Here is a 19,125-nt window from a genome sequence, read left to right as displayed (position 1 = left end):
GTTAAGAGACGATATTGGGTCTGTAGCTCAGCTGGTTAGAGCGCTCGCCTGATAAGCGGGAGGTCGGTGGTTCAAGTCCACTCAGACCCACCAATATCGACCTAGATGGGGCTATAGCTCAGCTGGGAGAGCGCCTGCCTTGCACGCAGGAGGTCTGCGGTTCGATCCCGCATAGCTCCACCATCTTTAAGGGTTTTTCCCTAAGAATCTTTAAAAATGGTTTCGAAAGAAATCAAGCTCTTTAACAATTTGGAAAGCTGACTGATTGATTACTTACGAGTAATTCAATCAAATTTAAAAGTTCTCAATGTTTACCTTTATGGTAAACACAACAAACACATTCAAGTGTCTTGTATTCGAATCAAACATAGTTTGATTCACAATTGAGTCCGGCAAACAGTCATTGAGAATTAACCCTTCTTAATGACAACCAAAAACCTTGGTTAGTTGCCATACACTAAGACCCTTTCGGGTTGTATGGTTAAGTGACTAAGCGTACACGGTGGATGCCTTGGCAGTCAGAGGCGATGAAAGGCGTAATAACTTGCGATAAGCCCAGATTAGGTAGTAATAACCTTTTGAGTCTGGGATTCCTGAATGGGGAAACCCACTTACATAAGTAAGTATCCTGTTGTGAATACATAGCAACAGGAGGCAAACCGGGGGAACTGAAACATCTAAGTACCCCGAGGAAGAGAAATCAACCGAGATTCCGAAAGTAGCGGCGAGCGAAATTGGATTAGCCCTTAAGCTTTTAATGAGACAGATGAAGGCTCTGGAAAGTGCCGCAACAAAGGGTGATAGCCCCGTAATCGACATCTCATCATCAGTGAAAACGAGTAGGGCGGGACACGTGATATCCTGTCTGAATATGGGGGGACCATCCTCCAAGGCTAAATACTACTGACTGACCGATAGTGAACCAGTACCGTGAGGGAAAGGCGAAAAGAACCCCTGTGAGGGGAGTGAAATAGAACCTGAAACCGTGTACGTACAAGCAGTAGGAGCACCTTCGTGGTGTGACTGCGTACCTTTTGTATAATGGGTCAGCGACTTAATTTTAGTAGCAAGGTTAACCGTTTAGGGGAGCCGTAGGGAAACCGAGTCTTAACTGGGCGTACAGTTGCTAGGATTAGACCCGAAACCAGGTGATCTAGCCATGGGCAGGTTGAAGGTTGAGTAACATCAACTGGAGGACCGAACCGACTAATGTTGAAAAATTAGCGGATGACTTGTGGCTAGGGGTGAAAGGCCAATCAAACCTGGAGATAGCTGGTTCTCCCCGAAAGCTATTTAGGTAGCGCCTCGGACGAATACTACTGGGGGTAGAGCACTGTTAAGGCTAGGGGGTCATCCCGACTTACCAACCCTTTGCAAACTCCGAATACCAGTAAGTACTATCCGGGAGACACACGGCGGGTGCTAACGTCCGTCGTGGAGAGGGAAACAACCCAGACCGCCAGCTAAGGTCCCAAAGTATAGCTAAGTGGGAAACGATGTGGGAAGGCTCAGACAGCCAGGATGTTGGCTTAGAAGCAGCCATCATTTAAAGAAAGCGTAATAGCTCACTGGTCGAGTCGGCCTGCGCGGAAGATGTAACGGGGCTAAGCTATACACCGAAGCTGCGGCTACGTACCTTAGGGTATGTGGGGTAGGGGAGCGTTCTGTAAGCCGTTGAAGGTGGTCTGTAAGGGCTGCTGGAGGTATCAGAAGTGCGAATGCTGACATGAGTAACGATAAAGGGAGTGAAAAACTCCCTCGCCGGAAGACCAAGGGTTCCTGTCCAACGTTAATCGGGGCAGGGTAAGTCGACTCCTAAGGCGAGGCCGAAAGGCGTAGTCGATGGGAAACGGGTTAATATTCCCGTACTTCTTACAATTGCGATGGGGGGACGGAGAAGGCTAGGTGGGCCTGGCGACGGTTGTCCAGGTTCAAGTACGTAGGCGGGTGGTTTAGGTAAATCCGGACCGCTACTAACGCTGAGATACGATGTCGAGCTACTACGGTAGTGAAGTCATTGATGCCATGCTTCCAGGAAAAGCCTCTAAGCTTCAGATTGTAAGGAATCGTACCCCAAACCGACACAGGTGGTCGGGTAGAGAATACCAAGGCGCTTGAGAGAACTCGGGTGAAGGAACTAGGCAAAATGGTACCGTAACTTCGGGAGAAGGTACGCTCTTATCAGTGAAGTCCCTTGCGGATGGAGCAGACGAGAGTCGCAGATACCAGGTGGCTGCAACTGTTTATTAAAAACACAGCACTGTGCAAAATCGTAAGATGACGTATACGGTGTGACGCCTGCCCGGTGCCGGAAGGTTAATTGATGGGGTTAGACTTCGGTCGAAGCTCTTGATCGAAGCCCCGGTAAACGGCGGCCGTAACTATAACGGTCCTAAGGTAGCGAAATTCCTTGTCGGGTAAGTTCCGACCTGCACGAATGGCGTAATGATGGCCACGCTGTCTCCACCCGAGACTCAGTGAAATTGAAATCGCTGTGAAGATGCAGTGTACCCGCGGCTAGACGGAAAGACCCCGTGAACCTTTACTACAGCTTGGCACTGAACATTGAACCTACATGTGTAGGATAGGTGGGAGACTTTGAAACCGCGTCGCTAGATGTGGTGGAGTCGTCCTTGAAATACCACCCTTGTAGTTTTGATGTTCTAACGTTGGTCCCTGAATCGGGATTACGGACAGTGCCTGGTGGGTAGTTTGACTGGGGCGGTCTCCTCCCAAAGAGTAACGGAGGAGCACGAAGGTGGGCTAAACACGGTTGGACATCGTGTGGTTAGTGCAATGGCATAAGCCCGCTTGACTGCGAGAATGACAATTCGAGCAGGTGCGAAAGCAGGTCATAGTGATCCGGTGGTTCTGAATGGAAGGGCCATCGCTCAACGGATAAAAGGTACTCCGGGGATAACAGGCTGATACCGCCCAAGAGTTCATATCGACGGCGGTGTTTGGCACCTCGATGTCGGCTCATCACATCCTGGGGCTGAAGTCGGTCCCAAGGGTATGGCTGTTCGCCATTTAAAGTGGTACGCGAGCTGGGTTTAGAACGTCGTGAGACAGTTCGGTCCCTATCTGCCGTGGGCGTTGGAAAATTGAAAGGGGCTGCTCCTAGTACGAGAGGACCGGAGTGGACGAACCTCTGGTGTTCGGGTTGTCATGCCAATGGCATTGCCCGGTAGCTAAGTTCGGAATCGATAACCGCTGAAAGCATCTAAGCGGGAAGCGAGCCTTGAGATGAGTTTTCCCTGGCGCTATAAGCGTCCTAAAGGGTTGTCGTAGACTACGACGTTGATAGGCAGGGTGTGTAAGTGCTGCGAGGCATTGAGCTAACCTGTACTAATTGCCCGTGAGGCTTAACCATACAACACCCAAGGGGTTTTGTGGACTCAAAGACAGACCTTGAATGAGTTTGAAAGAGACTTTTAAATCAGTTTTCCGAATTTTAAAATTTGCTTGGCGACCATAGCATTGTGGACCCACCTGATTCCATGTCGAACTCAGAAGTGAAACACAATAGCGCCGATGGTAGTGTGGGGCTTCCCCATGTGAGAGTAGGACATCGCCAGGCTTTAAATTAAATCTTTAGGTTGACCAACCTGGAGATATGGACGCTCACTTAGTGAGTTGACCACTGCGGAGTGGTAGTTCAGTTGGTTAGAATACCGGCCTGTCACGCCGGGGGTCGCGGGTTCGAGTCCCGTCCACTCCGCCACTTATTAGAAAAGCCCTGCTAGTAATAGCAGGGCTTTTTTACATTTGAAGAAAAGTGTTTTGCTGTTAGGTTGTATGAGTGTTGTAAAGGTACCGAGCCCCTGCACTTCACGCTATTCCTGCACATATTAGAAAGCCTAGTCTGACGACTAGGCTTTCGTCGTTTCTGACGTATGAATGTTATTACTCAACTGCGAGTTTTGTAGAAGTGTTACCCGTTGATAGCGAACTTTGATATTTCGACATCTATTAAGCAGCCCTACTATTTTTAGTAGGGCTTGGTTGCGTTAGTTGATGTTGTTTACCGCCTTAACGATTAACCTTTCCTGAGTCTCTTCTAAGAGCTTGTTTCTAAGAATTGTAAAACTACGTACAGACACAATTAAAGCAGTTCTCCGTGTGTTTGATAGACCCTAATGCACAACTTCATAGTTACTTTAATACACTTGGTTTGGTGGCGGTAGACGAGTAAAGACTCGATAGATTATGGTTTATAAGTATCGTTGAAGTTATTTGGGGATAAACAACAGATATAAAAAAGCCGATGCTTGGCATCGGCTTAGTTTGAGTTGTTTTGACTTAAGCTGGCTGAACTAGAGCGAGCGCTTTACGAGAAACCTCGTGAGCTGCTTTCGTCAAGTTTTGCTTCTCTAGTGCGTCGGATAGGTATCCGTAATCTGAAACATTTGAGCGAAGTGCTAGGGCTTTTTCGAAGTGGCTTTGTGCTTCCGCCCACTTCTGCTCTCTTAGGTAGAACTGAGCCAACGCGCTGTGTGCTTCGGCATTACCACTGTCTTTACTGATTGCACGTTCTAGCATGACCACTACTGGATGGTGATCGGCAAGGTTAAGCTCTGGAAGCAGCATGTAGAGCTCATTTGAACTGCTCTTAGCAATGTTCTCTTTGATCACTGTGAAGGCTTCTGAGTCGGCTTTACGAGCGATCAGTTGTTTCACAAAGCATGATACAAGGTGTGAGCTCTGCTTCTGCTTTCTTGAAAGCTTGTTCCAGTGACTAATTAAGCCTTCGCTACCTTGCTGTTGTGCGACATCATGAAGTAAACCACATTGTGCTTTCTGTTCTAACTCAACTTGCTCATCAGTCGTAAGAAGCTTGTTTTTAGCTAGCTTAGGCGTTAACTCTAGTAATGGCTGCCAGAGTTTAAGCTGCATGTAGGTGGCTTTTAATAGGCCAAGTACAGCGGTGTTATTAGGGTATGTACCTTTTAAGGTCGAAAGTGTATCGAATGCGGCTTCGTAGTTCGACTCACTGATCTGTTGTTTTGCTTTAGTTAGCTCAACAGCCAGTAGAGAGTCGTCCTGCTGGCTAGCAAGCTCGATGTACTTATCACGCTCTTTCGTATTACCCTGTTCGTGAGCCGCTTGAGAAGCGACTAAATAACAAAGTAGAGGCATGTCGTGATGGTTAGCCCAGCGAGTTACCTTTTTCTCTGCGCCTTTCCAATCACCCTCAAGAAGCTTGATGATGCCTTCATTGGTATAACGACGCGAGCGTTTTAGTTTACGAACGCTGAACCAGTTCCAAGTTGTTGAGCTCGCGTACATAAGCTTCTTAAATAGGTACTCTAAGCCAAACAGTGCGGCCAAAAGGGCAATCACAAAGATAGCCATTGTTGTCACACTCATCTCAATCGTCTTATTGGCAATTGAGATCAGCACATAACCTTGTTGACCCGAGAACTGAGTACCGACAAACAGACCCGCACCGAGTACAAGGAAAAGAAAAATCAAACGAATCATTATTTCTCCTCCGAGGTCATTACCGTTACCTCACGGCGTAGACGTTCACGAATGACATCTGACAACTCATTTTGAGATTCAAGCTTTACAGGGTATTTCACAGAGATGTTCTGTTCACTTAACTGTTTAATTGCTTTCTCAAATTCAATCACTGAGTTGTTATCTTGGTTTAGGTACGCTTTCGACCACTCGCTAGCGGTATTAAGAGCTGCACTATAGAGTTCACCTTGTTCTTTGTAGACGGCGCGAATCGCGGTTTCTAATTTACCTTTGATGTTTTCACGCAGGTAGAAATGCTGTTCTGGTGATAGTAGAGGGATAACTTCGCCATCACGACTGCGGAATGTGATGAAGTTTTCTGAGAAGTCTTTCATCGACGTCATCAGGTTGTTTTGCCAATCATTAATATCTTGCGATACTGCTTTTTTCTCAACAACTGCGGCTTCAGGAAGAATCGCATTGGCAAGCGGAAGCGTATCGACTTGCTGTTGCAGACTTGTGATGCGTAGAACTAAACCGTCACGGTCGATCAGAGGAATTGTGCGAAGTTTAGTAATATCATTGGTCATTGATTGACGCAGTGACACTAAGCTAGGGTCGTTCAGTGCTGCGATACGTTGATCGGCACTTTCCATTAACTTGGTTGCGCTAACGGCATCATGCTCTAGGAACAGTTTACGTCCCGCTAGTTTCACAAGGTAATCGGCTTCGGCAAGTAACCAGTCATTCGGGCGGCGACCTTTAACGTCAGCCACTGCTAACTGTAGGCTTTGAATACTCTTCTGCTGTTGAGACTGTACGACCTGAGTTTTCTCCACCGCGTGTGACGCTTCTTGGATAGTCTCTTGCTTGATGGTTTGTAGGTCTTTATTTACTGCAGATTGGGTATTTTGAAGCTGTGCTTGAAGAGCGGCGATTTGAGCTGAATACTCAGCGCTCTTTTGCTGCATTTGAAATGCGATACCGCCACTGAAAATAATCGAAATAGCGATCGCAATAGCGCCTAGTTTGACACCGCGCTTACCTTGCTTTTCTGCTTTCTCTACTTGCTCTTTATGCTCAGTTTGAGGCTGTTCATTTTTAGCGGTCTTTGACGCAGAGGCGTCAAGCTTCTGTTCGGGCTGTTTTGTCTCTGTAGAGTCAGCTTTTTCGTTTTCAACAACTACTGGCTGAGTGTCTTGTTTCTTTTCAGGTTCAATATGCTCGTTATTTTTTTTGCTTGTCATGCTTATTTCCTGTTCTAGCTAGGGCCGGAGAGCAGCCAGTAATATTTGGTTCGTAGCACTGTGAGTATTGGTCACGTTCGAGAAGCCGAGTTGTTGTGCTCGTTCTACTATGCGCTGACTTGGGACAAATAGGTGTCTTGTTGAAAGCCAAGTCAAATACTCATCAGGGGTAATTGAGCAGAGATACTCCAATTGTTCCTGACTAGTGATGACAACTTTGGACGCTTTTTTGTTTATCCATGTTTGATAGGTATTGTGGTCGCTAATGGGAATATATTCTCTACGGTAGGTCTCACAATAAGAGACTTGTGCACCTCGGTTGAGTAGATAATCTCTAATGAGCTCACGCCCACCATTACCACGTAGTATCAAAATGGACTTATTTTCTACGCCATTAAGTTCAGTAAGTTTAAGAAGGTGTTCACTATCACTAACTTGAGGGTAGTTTACTTTTTGTTTACAGACTTTGCTTAAAACGTGCGCAGTTTTTTGACCAACGCCAAGATAAAGCGGCGAAGTAGGCCAAATGGATGAGGTTTTCGAAAGGATGTTTTGGGCAGCGGTCACGGCGTGGTGACTGACGGCGATGATGATATCGCTGTTACTGAGCTTGGTGCTTAAATCCGCAGAGTTTGGATTATCAACGATACGAATCAGCGGATGATGGATTGCTTGAATCCCTTCATCCGCTAGTTGTTGGCAAAGCGATTGCCCCTCTGAACCGGGGCGAGTCACCAACACTGTCATGATTATTCTTGGTCAGCGTAGAGCTTGGTTAGGATTTCTCTTGCACCATCATCCAGCAATTGATTTGCTAGAGTCACGCCAAGCGCTTCTGCATCCTTACGAGAACCAGAGATCTCACCACGAACCATCTTAGAACCATCCGGTTCACCAACTAATGCACGTAGCCAGATATTGTCGCCGTCTAATAGTGAATAGCTACCGATAGGCACCTGACAACCACCTTCTAGAGTAAGGTTCATTGCTCGTTCGCAAAGCACGCGATCGGCTGTGTCTTGGTGGTTTAGTGGTTCAAGAAGTTTAATCAGACGCTCATCATCAAGACGACATTCAATGCCAACAGCACCTTGACCGACAGCCGGTAGAGACTGCTCTGGTTCGATAAAGCTACGGATACGCTCTTCAAGTTCTAGGCGCTTAAGGCCAGCTGCCGCTAGGACGATAGCATCGTATTGGCCATCATCGAGTTTACCTAGGCGAGTACCCACGTTGCCGCGTAGCTCCTTGATGATTAAGTCGGGGCGAGACTCAAGTAATTGACACTGACGACGCAGGCTGCATGTACCCACGACAGCACCTTGTGGTAGCTCATCAATATTGTTGTAAGTGTTTGATACGAATGCGTCACGTGGGTCTTCACGCTCACAAATCGTTACCAGACCTAGACCTTCAGGAAAGTCGACAGGTACATCTTTCATTGAGTGAACGGCTAGGTCAGCACGACCTTCTAGCATTGCTACTTCAAGTTCTTTAACGAACAGTCCTTTACCGCCCACTTTAGCAAGGGGAGTGTCGAGGATGATGTCACCTTTGGTCACCATAGTTACCAACTCAACCTCTAAACCAGGGTGAGCAGCTTGCAGTGCATCCCTTACAAAGTATGCCTGCCAAAGGGCAAGAGGGCTTTTTCTGGTCGCGATACGGATTGGTGCTGAATTTGTCATGGTGGTTCCGATATAGGTTCTGTAATAGCCTAATCCTACCATTATGAGGCGAGAATTCTTACTGTTTGATCATTTGATACTTTGATAGCTGAGAGATTTTCATTAGTTCACCAAAATAGTGTGATTGGTATCTCATTTGAAACATGGGCTATTATTAGAAATAGTCAATAAAGAGGACACTACGGCGCCGTGAGTTTAACTTTCTGTCATCAAGGAATTGACCAGTATGACGGGTTCCTTTGCTTTACCATTAAGGCTAAAAGTGTTAAATTGATCACGTTTTGTTGCTGCTTTCGTTCAGTAACTAAACAGAACTGCACTTAACCTCAAACCAAGGACTTACCTTGCAGGCTTACACTCAAACTTTGATTCAACGATTAGACAATCTAAATCAGCAGCGCATTGATCGTGCGTTGGCGTTGATGAATGTGCAAGGCCAGCGAGTTTTCAACCTTATTCCCGCACTGCTTCACTTTAATCACCCGATGATGCCTGGTTATTACGACCAACAAGTTCCTTTTGGAATTCGTAGCTTCACGCTTAATGAATTCCAAAAGCAATTTGTCTCTGATACCGAATTAACGCTGGGTGGTAAACTTACCGAGGCTGCTGAACCTGCCATCCTTGGCTTGTACACCATGGGCAGTACTTCTTCTATTGGTCAAAGTACTTCAAGTGATCTTGATATCTGGGTATGTGTGTCTCCAGATATGGATGGCGCATCTCGCGACAGCCTAACCAACAAATGTCTGCTGATTACCGATTGGGCTGAAACCTTAGGGGTTGAAGCTAACTTCTTCTTGATGGATGAAGAGCGTTTTCGTTCGAACCATTCAGAAGAGATGACCGGTGATAACTGTGGCTCTTCGCAGCACTTGTTATTGCTTGATGAGTTCTATCGTTCTGCGGTTCGTTTGGCTGGCCAGCGCTTGTTGTGGCAAATCATTCCTCCAGAAATGGAAGAGTGTTACGACGAGTATGTTCAAGGCTTATGTCAGGATGGCTATCTTGACTGCTCACAGTGGATCGATTTCGGTAAGCTGAATCGTATTCCCGCTGAAGAGTACTTTGGTTCTAACCTGTGGCAGCTCTACAAGAGTATCGACTCACCGTATAAATCGGTGTTAAAGGCGATCTTGTTAGAAGCTTATTCATGGGAATACCCAAATACTCAATTGTTGAGTATTGATACCAAGCGCCGTTTCTTTGCGGATGAACCTGATCTGTATGGTATGGATAGCTACTATCTGATGCTAGAGAAGGTGACGCGTTACCTAGAGCGTATCAATGACCACACTCGATTGGATTTGGTAAGACGTTGTTTCTACCTAAAGACTCACGAGAAGTTGTCACGCGAAGCTGGCATTGGTTCTGTTGCATGGCGTCGTGAAGCCTTAACTGAGATGACTAAGTCTTGGGATTGGGGACAGGAAATTATTGCTGAGCTCGATAACCGCCGTAACTGGAAGGTTGAACAGGTTAAAGTGGTACACCATGCACTACTTGATGCCTTGATGCTGAGCTACCGCAACCTGATTCAATTTGCGCGTCGTAATGACATCACTTCAGCCATCAGCCCACAAGATATCAGTATCTTGGCACGTAAACTTTACGCTGCGTTTGAGGTCTTGCCTGGTAAAGTGACGCTACTGAACCCACAAATCTCTCCTGATCTGCATGAACCCGACTTGAGCTTCATCGAAGTTCGTCAGGGTCAGTCGAATAAAGCCGGTTGGTACTTGTATAAACAGCCACTGGTAGCGCATCGTATTCTTGGTCAGCCTTCTCTGGAACACCATGAGTACTTGAGTAAGTTGGTTGCTTGGTCATTCTTTAATGGCTTGATTACTGAGTCGACACGTCTGCACTCTGTGGTGCGTGATGCCCATATTGATATCGATAAGTTCTATCAAATGGTGAGTGATCTGCGTAATACCTTCTCTTTACGTAAGCGTCGCCCAAGTATGCAGGCCCTGGCTAGCCCATGTGAGATTAGCCAGTTGGCGATGTTCATCAACTTTGAAAATGACCCGACTTCTGAATTAAGTGGTCGTGCATTAAAAGTGGATCTCAAGAATGCGGATATCTTCAGCTTTGGTGAAGAAGGTAAGAGTTTAGTCGGTAGTGTTGATTTGGTTTATCGTAACTCTTGGCATGAAGTACGTACGCTGCATTTTCAAGGTGATACGGCGATGCTGGATGCGCTTAAGACGGTACTTGGCAAAATGCACCAAGATGCGTTGCCGCCAGAGTCGGTCGATGTGTTCTGTTACAGCAAAAACCTGCGCGGTGTGATGCGTAACATGGTGTATCAACTGCTTGCCGAGTGTATCGACCTAAGGTTGAAACCGATTGAACCAGAGAAGCGCCGTCGTTTTAAAGCCATTCGCTTAGCTAATAAGATGTTTGGCCTGTTCTTTGAGCGCCGTGGTGTGTCGGTTCAGATGTTGGAAAACTCGGTCGACTTCTACCGTAGTATCTCAACCAATAAGCTGAAGGGTTCGCCTTTACTGATGCTCGATAAAGAGCAAGAGTATCAACTGCCAGAAGTGGTGGATGGCTTTGCGAGTGAGGGCTTAATTCAGTTCTTCTTTGAAGATACCGATAAAGGTTTCAATATTTATGTATTGGATGAGTCGAATCAGGTAGAGGTGTATCACCAGTACAGCGGCGAAAAAGATGAGATGATCGCGAGTGTGAATTCTTTCTATACGTCGGTAAAAGATGAGTCGAAGATGTCGTCTAAGTTGATTAACTTTAATTTACCTCAGTACTACCAGATTGTTCACCCTGAAGAGGGTAGCTCCTACGTTGTGCCTTACCGTAACGATGCGACGTTAGCTTCTCGGAGTTCAAAGATAGTCAACATCTAGGCTTATTAAGACTGATTGATATTAAAAAAGGAGTGATTGATTCACTCCTTTTTAGTTTTGCTTACAAATGATTAGACCCAATCGATCTCTTCACCTGCATGCTTCACGCATTCTTCTTTCACCATCTCAAACAGCTCCATGCCCGTCTTTGAACATGTCCACTTGTCGTCAACTAGCTTGAAGTGAAAGCCACCAGATTTAGACGCTAACCAGATTTCTTTCATTGGTTCTTGGCGGTTGATAATGATTTGGCTGCGGTTCTCAAACTCGAGTGTCATTACGTTACCAGTCACTTCGTAATCAATATCTGCCTCTGATTCATCGATAGCTTCTTCGATGTTTTGCATCTGTATATCGACCAGTTGATGAAATTCAGTCTCGTTCATCCTTTCTATCCTATTGCTTTTCCTGAGTGTGGTGCGATTATAGGGGGCATTGAGTTAATAATCACGATATGCAAAATGAAAAAATTAATTACCGCTCTGTTTATGGTGTCCGTTATTGGACTTTCTGGTTGTGGTCAAACGGGTCCGTTATACGATCCTGATGAAGTTCAGCAGACTGAACAATCACAATAAGTGAAACACGCAGAAATCGTTATTTATAAGGGATAAGAACTTTGGATTACTTCAACTATCAGGAAGATGGCCAGCTTTGGGCTGAGGACGTCGCACTTTCACAACTAGCTGAGCAATATGGTACACCGCTGTATGTATATTCTCGTGCAACATTAGAACGCCACTGGAATGCGTTTGATTCATCGGTTGGTGAGCATCCACACTTGGTGTGTTATGCCGTTAAAGCTAACTCAAACCTTGGCGTATTAAACACTTTGGCTCGTTTGGGTTCAGGCTTCGATATCGTTTCAGGCGGTGAGCTAGAGCGTGTGGTTGCTGCCGGTGGCGATCCAGCTAAAGTTGTATTCTCTGGCGTCGGTAAAACAGCTGCTGAAATGAAGCGTGCGCTTGAGTTGAACATTAAGTGTTTCAACGTAGAGTCTGAACCAGAACTAGAGCGACTGAATAAAGTGGCTGGTGAGCTTGGTGTTAAAGCACCGATTTCACTGCGTATCAACCCAGATGTTGATGCCAACACTCACCCTTATATTTCTACAGGTCTGCGTGATAACAAGTTTGGTATTGCTTTCGACCGTGCTCCTGCTGTCTATGCGTTTGCACAAACACTCGATAACTTGTCTATCCATGGTATTGATTGCCACATCGGTTCTCAGTTAACGGATATCGAACCTTTCATTGATGCGACTGACCGTTTGCTTGCTCTGATCGACCAACTACGTGCTGATGGTATTAACATTAAGCACCTTGATGTTGGTGGTGGTTTGGGTGTGGTATATCGTGATGAATTACCACCACAACCTTCAGATTACGCAAAAGCACTATTGGCTCGTCTAGACAATCATTCTGATCTAGAGCTGATTTTCGAGCCTGGAAGAGCGATTGCTGCTAACGCTGGTGTACTATTAACGAAAGTTGAGTTCCTCAAGCCAACAGAGCACAAGAACTTTGCCATCATAGATGCAGCAATGAACGACCTAATGCGCCCAGCACTTTACCAAGCTTGGCAGGATATTGTTCCTGTGAGCCCGCGTCAGGGTGAAGCGGTGACTTACGATTTGGTTGGCCCAATTTGCGAGACAGGCGATTTCCTAGGTAAAGATCGTGACCTTGTTCTTGAAGAAGGTGATCTGCTAGCGGTTCGTTCTGCGGGTGCTTATGGCTTCGCGATGTCATCTAACTACAACACTCGTTCGCGTGCGGCTGAAGTGATGGTGGATGGCGATAAAACTCACTTGGTTCGTCAGCGTGAAGAGCTTACGAGTCTGTGGGAACTTGAAAACATTCTTCCGGAGTAATTTTAAGCGTTATGCACTTCCACTTTTCTAAAATGCATGGTTTGGGCAATGATTTCATGGTCGTGGACTGCATTACTCAAAATATTTTCTTTTCTCCAGATTTGATCCGTCGTTTGGCGGATCGTCACACTGGCGTGGGCTTTGATCAGCTACTTGTGGTTGAGGCTCCCTATGATCCAGAAACTGATTTCCATTATCGCATATTTAATGCGGATGGCAGTGAAGTGGAGCAGTGTGGTAATGGCGCTCGTTGTTTTGCACGATTCGTTCGCATGAAAGGCTTAACGAATAAGTACAGCATCAACGTGAGTACCAAGAAAGGTAAAATGGTTCTCAAGATTGAAGAGAATGACCTGATCACGGTGAACATGGGCATTCCTGAGTTCGAACCTGGCAAGATTCCATTTAAGGCGAAGCAGCCAGAGAAGACGTATATCCTAAGAACGGATGTACACACTTTATTCTGTGGTGCAGTAAGCATGGGTAACCCGCATGTGGTGACTGTTGTTGATGACGTCGACACGGCTGATGTGGATACCTTAGGCCCGCTTCTTGAATCACATGAACGTTTCCCTGAACGTGTTAATGCTGGCTTTATGCAGGTGGTTAACCGTGAAGAGGTTCGCTTACGTGTTTATGAACGTGGTGCTGGTGAAACTCAAGCATGTGGCAGCGGTGCATGTGGCGCGGTTGCGGTAGGCATTACTCAAGGCTTATTGGCTGAGAATGTAAAAGTTCGTCTACCTGGCGGTGACTTACACATTAGCTGGCAAGGCCCGGGAAAACCTCTGTATATGACGGGCCCAGCGACGCATGTGTTTGATGGTCAACTTTCTTGCTAATAATGATTTATAACCAATAGATTCATAAAATATAAAGGATAGGTTTTGTCTTACGTTGAAGCCGACGCACTCACCGCAGAAGTGGTCGCGGAATATTTACGTGATAACCCAGATTTTTTCCAAGACCGAAAAGATTTGGTTGATCGCCTTGCTATCAATAACGTTGAGCAGGGCGCTGTTTCTCTGGTTGAGGTTCAGCTTAAACGCCAGCGTCATCGAATCGAAGAGCTTGAAGAAGAGATCACTGGCTTGATGTCGTTGGCGGCAAATAACGATAAAACCTTCTATGAGTTTATGGATCTGCAAGCGCAAGTGCTGAAATGCAGTGACTTCATGCAGGTGATAAAAGCCGTTGAACAAAAAGCGTTAGATCTTGGGCTTAAAGCGCATGTTCGAATTCTTTCGCAACCGGGTTTTTATCAACTTAGTGCCGAGGGTTACTCGAAGTTTTCGCTTAACCATTTTAATGGCAAAGATGCTTATCTAGGACGCCTGAGAAAAGCCGATAGACACGATTTGTTTGGTGATTATCCAGTTCCAGAGCTAGGCTCTTATGTAGTACTACCGCTTGCTAAGCAGTCTCCATTGGGCTTGCTCGCCTTTTCTAGTGAAGATGGCGGACATTTCCAACCCCATATGGATACGCTCTTTTTACGCCATTTAGCACTTGTTGTCGCTCATTTGGCGGACACCTTACCTTGGCAGATAAATAATGAGCCTAGAGCCCAAAATACCTCTTCCTAACAGCCTTCAAAAGCCACTTTCTCGCTTCTATGAATATCTCAGAAGCGAGAAGGGACTCAGCTTACACACCCAACGTAATTACAAACAACAACTTGAAACCATGGCCGGTCATTTAGTCACGCTAGGGCTAAAGGATTGGGGCCAGGTCGATGCGGCGTGGGTAAGACAACTTGCCAGTAAAGGTATGCGTGAGGGAATGAAAGCGAGCAGCATCGCAACTCGCTTGTCGTCACTGCGCAGCTTCTTTGATTTCCTTGTGTTGCGTGGCGAAATGACCGCCAATCCAGCCAAAGGTGTCTCTGCACCACGCAAGCAACGCCCTTTGCCTAAAAACCTCGATGTCGATGAAGTCGGTCAACTGCTTGATGTGAATGAGGACGATCCATTGTCGATTCGTGACCGGGCGATGATGGAGGTGATGTATGGTGCGGGGTTACGATTGGCAGAACTGGTCGGCATCAACCTGAAAGATGTGTTGGGTCGACAAGGCGAAATTCGAGTGATTGGTAAAGGCGACAAAGAACGCAAAGCGCCTTTTTCTGGTTTAGCTAAAGAGTGGGTCGATAAATGGCTCAAAGTCCGTGGTGAGTTGGCTTCACCGGGTGAAACCGCACTGTTTGTCTCTAAGCTCGGGACTCGTATTTCTCATCGAAGCGTGCAAAAACGTATGGAAGAATGGGGCAAGAAGCAATCTGTCGCGAGCCACATCAGCCCGCATAAACTGCGTCACTCCTTTGCAACGCATGTGCTGGAGTCGAGCCAAAACCTTCGTGCTGTTCAAGAATTGCTTGGCCATGAAAACATCTCGACGACCCAAGTGTACACCCACTTAGATTTCCAACACTTAGCACAAGCCTATGATCAGGCTCATCCGAGAGCGCGTAAGAAGAATAAAGACTAGATTTAAGGGTTTACTATGCGAATTTATCGAGGGTTAAAGCCCATCAAAGCCATGACCTTTGACTTAGATGACACCCTGTATGACAACTGGCCTGTGATCATGAAGGTTGAGAAGGAGATGGCACAGTGGCTTTATCAAAAGCACCCAGTGTCGGCTTCTTTATCGCTCGAAGAGTGGCAGGGCATTAAGCAGCAAGTCGCATCTGAAAACCCAGCTTTGAAACATGATGTCACCGTGTGGCGTGAAACTCAGATTAAGAGTGGTTTGCTGCAATTGGGTTATTCTCAGCAGCAAGCAAAACAAGCGGCTCGAGAAGGTATTGAGCATGCCTTGTGGTTGCGTAATCAAGTCGATGTGCCTCAAGAAACGCATCGAGTGATGACTGAGCTTAGCCAACGTATTCCTCTAGTTGCGATTACTAATGGCAATGTCGACCCACACAAAATTGGCTTAGGGCTGTACTTTCAGTTAATCCTTAAAGCCGGCCCTGATGGCAGAGCTAAACCTTACCCAGATATGTTTGAAAAAGCTCAGCAACACCTAGATTGTAATGCTGAGAATATTCTTCATGTTGGTGATCACCTCAAAACGGATGTCTACGGAGCCAAGCAAAATGGCTTCCAAGCATGCTGGTTTAATGACACTGGTTCCAATTTATACCACTCTCCGAAGGCGAGCCTGCTTCCTGATGTTGAAATAGACCAACTTAGCGATCTTATGCGACTAATTTAATGGCTCGGTAGGCTTATTGTGTCGCATTTATGATAGTGAATTGTTACATTAGTCGCCTATAAAAGCCTGATTAGGTTAGGATAATTGGCGACTACTTTTAGCGATTCATTTCAGTCATAGCAGTGGTTGCGGGTTGTTACTTCACTCGATTTTGAACAAGGGTTGGCATGCAAACATTTACATTTCTCGCAAATACTGAGGCGTTATTTAGAGCTCAATTTGATCAGCGAGAATGGTGTGACAACAAACAGTACCTTATTCAAATCTTCTCAGCTCAATCTTCAGATCTGGCTCGTCAAATCGCGAGTGTTGCCCTCAATCGCTTAAACAATGCGACGCTAATCGGTCAGAGTGCTCGTCATGTTATCTGTGACAACTGTCTTGAGAGTACATGTACTTTAGTCATCATCAGTGAGTTTAACGAAACCCATCTAACCTCTGCGGTTCAGCCGTTTACTGGCAATCCAACTCAAGACAGCCAAGCGCTTGCTTCTCAGCTAGGCCTAACCAAAGACACCAAAACCGTTATCAGCCTATGTGATCAGGTAGAAGGGCGTGATTACCCTATCTATGGCGCTTTTGAAAACCTGCCTTACGCATTGCCGATTGCTGGTGGACTGTGTCATGAGAATGAATTTGGCCGCTGGGTTATGTATAACGAGCAAACCTACCAGCATGCCTGCGTTGCGGTGGCTCTGACTAACCCAAGATTGAAGGTTTGGTCGGACGCGTACTCTGAGTGGAACCCGATTGGGATGAAGCTACGAGTCACACACGCAGTCGGAAATCGCTTATACGCGTTGAATGACAAGCCGGCTATCGAAGTATTCAAACATTACCTTGCGGATGGCAAAGACCTTCCTTTTAGTCAACTGATGAGCTTTCCGCTTTATCGAGAGCTTGGCAGAAAGAAGGGTATCTCGACGCCTCTGCGTATTAATGATGATGGCAGTATCGAGTTTGATAGCCCTTGGAATGTTGGTGAAGAGGCGCAGTTTTGTTATAACCACCCCTCTTTGACCGCTGAAAAGGTACGTCATGGTGCCGAGATGCTTGCGATGCATCAGCCTGAATCGGTGATCATCTATAACTGTGTATCTCGACTTGAGTTTATCGACAGTAAACTTGAGCTCAAGCCATTTGAAGGGATAGTGAACACGTGTGGTGCCTACTGTATGGGGGAGCTATACCGTAATGAAGACCGTCAAGAAATACTGCATCACAGCCTGACTTATATTGCTATGCGCGAGTCTGACGAGATCAAAGAGTTTCATTGTGAAGACTTTCAGTGTGGCTCAACAGTGTCGCCATTACTTAACCTGGTCAGAAATGCAGTCGCTGATCTCGACAGTATGAATACTCAGATGGAAAAGAAGCTCCATCAACAAGCGCGTCGTTTAACCGAGAGCTATCGCATTGACTCACGCACTGGCTTGCCGAATCGTATCGTATTAAAAGAACGCCTCAATACGATTTTATTTAGTGAACACTTACTCACGTTAAAGCTAACGAACTTTCATCAAGTTAACGAAAAATACGGCTACCAAGTGGGTGACCAGTTACTGCTTGATCTGTCTAATCACTTTATCGAACGATTGCAGCTTCGTGTCGTGAAAGAGCCTCGCGTGAAGGTTGAACTGTTCAGTATTGGTGTCGGAGAGTGGGCGATTATCTTTAATGCCAGTGTTGGTAGTGCGAGAATAAAAGAAGGTTTCGTTGAGTTCGCGGATGACATCGAACACATCAACTTTGAGCCGTATGGTTTGGCTGATATTGATTACCTGTCAGTTTCTTTGTGTGGCGGCTTTACCAGTCGTTGTGATTTCTTAACCGACAGCGGTGACGAAATCTTATTGAAAGCGATCGAAGCTCGACGTTATGGGGTTCGGAACAATACCCACATCACCAATGCCAAAGACATCCAGGTGAGCGAAGAAGACCGCAAAGAGCAACTCGGTTGGTTGAGCTGTGTAAGTCGTGCGATTTTAGATCAGAACATCATCACCTACTCACAGCCGATTGTGGAATCGGGTACGCACGAAATGATTGGCCAAGAGTGTTTGGTCAGAATCATGGAGTCGGACGGTACCATTGTACCACCAGGAAAGTTCTTACCTATCATTGCTGACACCCATCTATACACGCGTCTTAGTCGACACATGATTAAGAGTACTATTGGCTATATGGCGGATAAGCAGAGCTCATTTTCTATCAATCTATCCCCACAAGATTTGTTGAGCGACAAGACGCTTGAGGTGCTCGAGGCTGCGATCAGTGGCATGAACGATCCCACTCGACTAGGTTTAGAGGTTCTCGAGTCAGAACAGATTAAAGATTATGGCCGCATGATCGAGGTGTGTGATCACTTCCGTGCACTCGGGGCGAGAATCATTGTTGATGATTTTGGCTCTGGTTACTCCAATATCGATGAAATCATCAAGCTAGAGCCGCAGATCATTAAGCTCGACGGTAGCTTGATTCGTAATATCGATAAAGACCAAAAACAAAGAAATATCGCCTCTCAGTTGGTTCGCTTATGCCAAGTGTTCAATGCCAAAACGGTCGCTGAATTTGTCCACAACCAACAGGTTTGTGAGATAGCAGAGCAAATGGGTGTCGATTATCTACAGGGTTACTACTTCGGTGAGCCTAAGCGACTGTTTTAGCTGTTAAAGATTACGAGTTCCTATCATGACTGACATCGAAAACGCTCAATCACCATTAATGACTACTTTTTGGTGGAATGGGTGATGTCTAACTAA

Annotated in this window: 13 protein-coding genes, 3 tRNA genes and 2 rRNA genes; 13 read left to right on the top strand and 5 right to left on the bottom strand. The window is 46.1% G+C overall.

Annotation, left to right across the window (positions count from 1 at the left end; all coding sequences use genetic code 11):
• The first annotated feature begins 16 nt into the window (after window positions 1-16).
• From OC193_RS15230 to OC193_RS15210, 5 genes are all read left to right on the top strand, one after another.
• Window positions 17-93 (top strand) — tRNA-Ile (locus tag OC193_RS15230).
• 14 nt (window positions 94-107) lie between these two features.
• Window positions 108-183, top strand: a tRNA-Ala gene (locus OC193_RS15225).
• A gap of 296 nt (window positions 184-479) precedes the next feature.
• Window positions 480-3,373 (top strand): 23S ribosomal RNA (locus OC193_RS15220).
• A 91-nt stretch (window positions 3,374-3,464) separates the two neighbouring features.
• Window positions 3,465-3,580 (top strand): 5S ribosomal RNA (rrf, locus tag OC193_RS15215).
• Between the two features lie 67 nt (window positions 3,581-3,647).
• Window positions 3,648-3,724 (top strand) — tRNA-Asp (locus tag OC193_RS15210).
• Window positions 3,725-4,302: 578 nt separating this feature from the next.
• Here the strand turns inward: OC193_RS15210 and OC193_RS15205 are convergent.
• The 4 genes from OC193_RS15205 to hemC are packed head-to-tail and all read right to left on the bottom strand — an operon-like array spanning window position 4,303 to window position 8,398.
• Window positions 4,303-5,484 (bottom strand): heme biosynthesis protein HemY, encoded by a 1,182-nt coding sequence (locus OC193_RS15205; protein WP_048662859.1) that lies wholly within the window; start codon window positions 5,482-5,484, stop codon window positions 4,303-4,305.
• Window positions 5,484-6,710, bottom strand: coding sequence for a uroporphyrinogen-III C-methyltransferase (locus OC193_RS15200; protein WP_048658902.1), 1,227 nt, complete (start codon window positions 6,708-6,710; stop codon window positions 5,484-5,486). Before OC193_RS15200 ends, OC193_RS15205 begins: the two co-directional genes overlap by 1 nt.
• An 18-nt stretch (window positions 6,711-6,728) precedes the next feature.
• Window positions 6,729-7,457 (bottom strand): uroporphyrinogen-III synthase, encoded by a 729-nt coding sequence (locus OC193_RS15195; RefSeq protein ID WP_048662860.1) that lies wholly within the window; start codon window positions 7,455-7,457, stop codon window positions 6,729-6,731.
• 2 nt (window positions 7,458-7,459) lie between these two features.
• Window positions 7,460-8,398 (bottom strand): hydroxymethylbilane synthase, encoded by a 939-nt coding sequence (gene hemC / locus OC193_RS15190; protein WP_048658900.1) that lies wholly within the window; start codon window positions 8,396-8,398, stop codon window positions 7,460-7,462.
• Between the two features lie 344 nt (window positions 8,399-8,742).
• On the opposite strand from hemC, the gene OC193_RS15185 reads away from it, so the two are divergent.
• Window positions 8,743-11,271: a class I adenylate cyclase gene (locus OC193_RS15185; RefSeq protein WP_048662861.1), complete on the top strand. Its 2,529-nt coding sequence runs from the start codon at window positions 8,743-8,745 to the stop codon at window positions 11,269-11,271.
• A 71-nt stretch (window positions 11,272-11,342) separates the two neighbouring features.
• Here the strand turns inward: OC193_RS15185 and cyaY are convergent, their stop codons facing one another.
• On the bottom strand, window positions 11,343-11,657 hold the full coding sequence (gene cyaY, locus OC193_RS15180; protein ID WP_048658898.1) for an iron donor protein CyaY: 315 nt from the start codon (window positions 11,655-11,657) through the stop codon (window positions 11,343-11,345).
• Window positions 11,658-11,732: 75 nt separating this feature from the next.
• Between cyaY and lptM the strand changes: the two genes are divergently transcribed.
• From lptM to OC193_RS15145, 7 genes are all read left to right on the top strand, one after another.
• A complete protein-coding gene (gene lptM / locus OC193_RS26145) occupies window positions 11,733-11,849 on the top strand; it encodes an LPS translocon maturation chaperone LptM (RefSeq protein WP_407829960.1) in 117 nt (38 codons plus the stop codon).
• Between the two features lie 41 nt (window positions 11,850-11,890).
• Window positions 11,891-13,144 carry a diaminopimelate decarboxylase gene (lysA, locus tag OC193_RS15170; RefSeq protein WP_048658897.1) on the top strand — a complete coding sequence of 418 codons (1,254 nt, stop codon included), beginning with the start codon at window positions 11,891-11,893 and terminating at the stop codon, window positions 13,142-13,144.
• 11 nt (window positions 13,145-13,155) lie between these two features.
• Entirely contained in the window at window positions 13,156-13,986 is an 831-nt protein-coding gene (gene dapF / locus OC193_RS15165) for a diaminopimelate epimerase (protein ID WP_048662862.1), read from the top strand.
• Window positions 13,987-14,031: 45 nt separating this feature from the next.
• Window positions 14,032-14,730 carry a DUF484 family protein gene (locus OC193_RS15160; RefSeq protein ID WP_048662863.1) on the top strand — a complete coding sequence of 233 codons (699 nt, stop codon included), beginning with the start codon at window positions 14,032-14,034 and terminating at the stop codon, window positions 14,728-14,730.
• Complete coding sequence (gene xerC, locus OC193_RS15155; RefSeq protein WP_017061015.1) at window positions 14,699-15,631, top strand: tyrosine recombinase XerC; 933 nt, start codon at window positions 14,699-14,701, stop codon at window positions 15,629-15,631. The genes OC193_RS15160 and xerC overlap by 32 nt, the downstream gene beginning before the upstream one ends.
• 15 nt (window positions 15,632-15,646) lie before the next feature.
• Window positions 15,647-16,363: a 5-amino-6-(5-phospho-D-ribitylamino)uracil phosphatase YigB gene (yigB, locus tag OC193_RS15150; RefSeq protein WP_048662864.1), complete on the top strand. Its 717-nt coding sequence runs from the start codon at window positions 15,647-15,649 to the stop codon at window positions 16,361-16,363.
• A 167-nt stretch (window positions 16,364-16,530) separates the two neighbouring features.
• Window positions 16,531-19,029, top strand: a complete 2,499-nt coding sequence (locus OC193_RS15145) for a bifunctional diguanylate cyclase/phosphodiesterase (RefSeq protein ID WP_048662865.1) — start codon at window positions 16,531-16,533, stop codon at window positions 19,027-19,029.
• The last annotated feature ends 96 nt before the right edge of the window (window positions 19,030-19,125 follow it).

It is taken from the genome of Vibrio crassostreae (assembly GCF_024347415.1).
GTDB classification, from domain to species: Bacteria; Pseudomonadota; Gammaproteobacteria; order Enterobacterales; family Vibrionaceae; genus Vibrio; species Vibrio crassostreae.
Note: the sequence above shows the minus strand (reverse complement) of the source record. Positions and strands in the feature narration are given on the sequence as shown.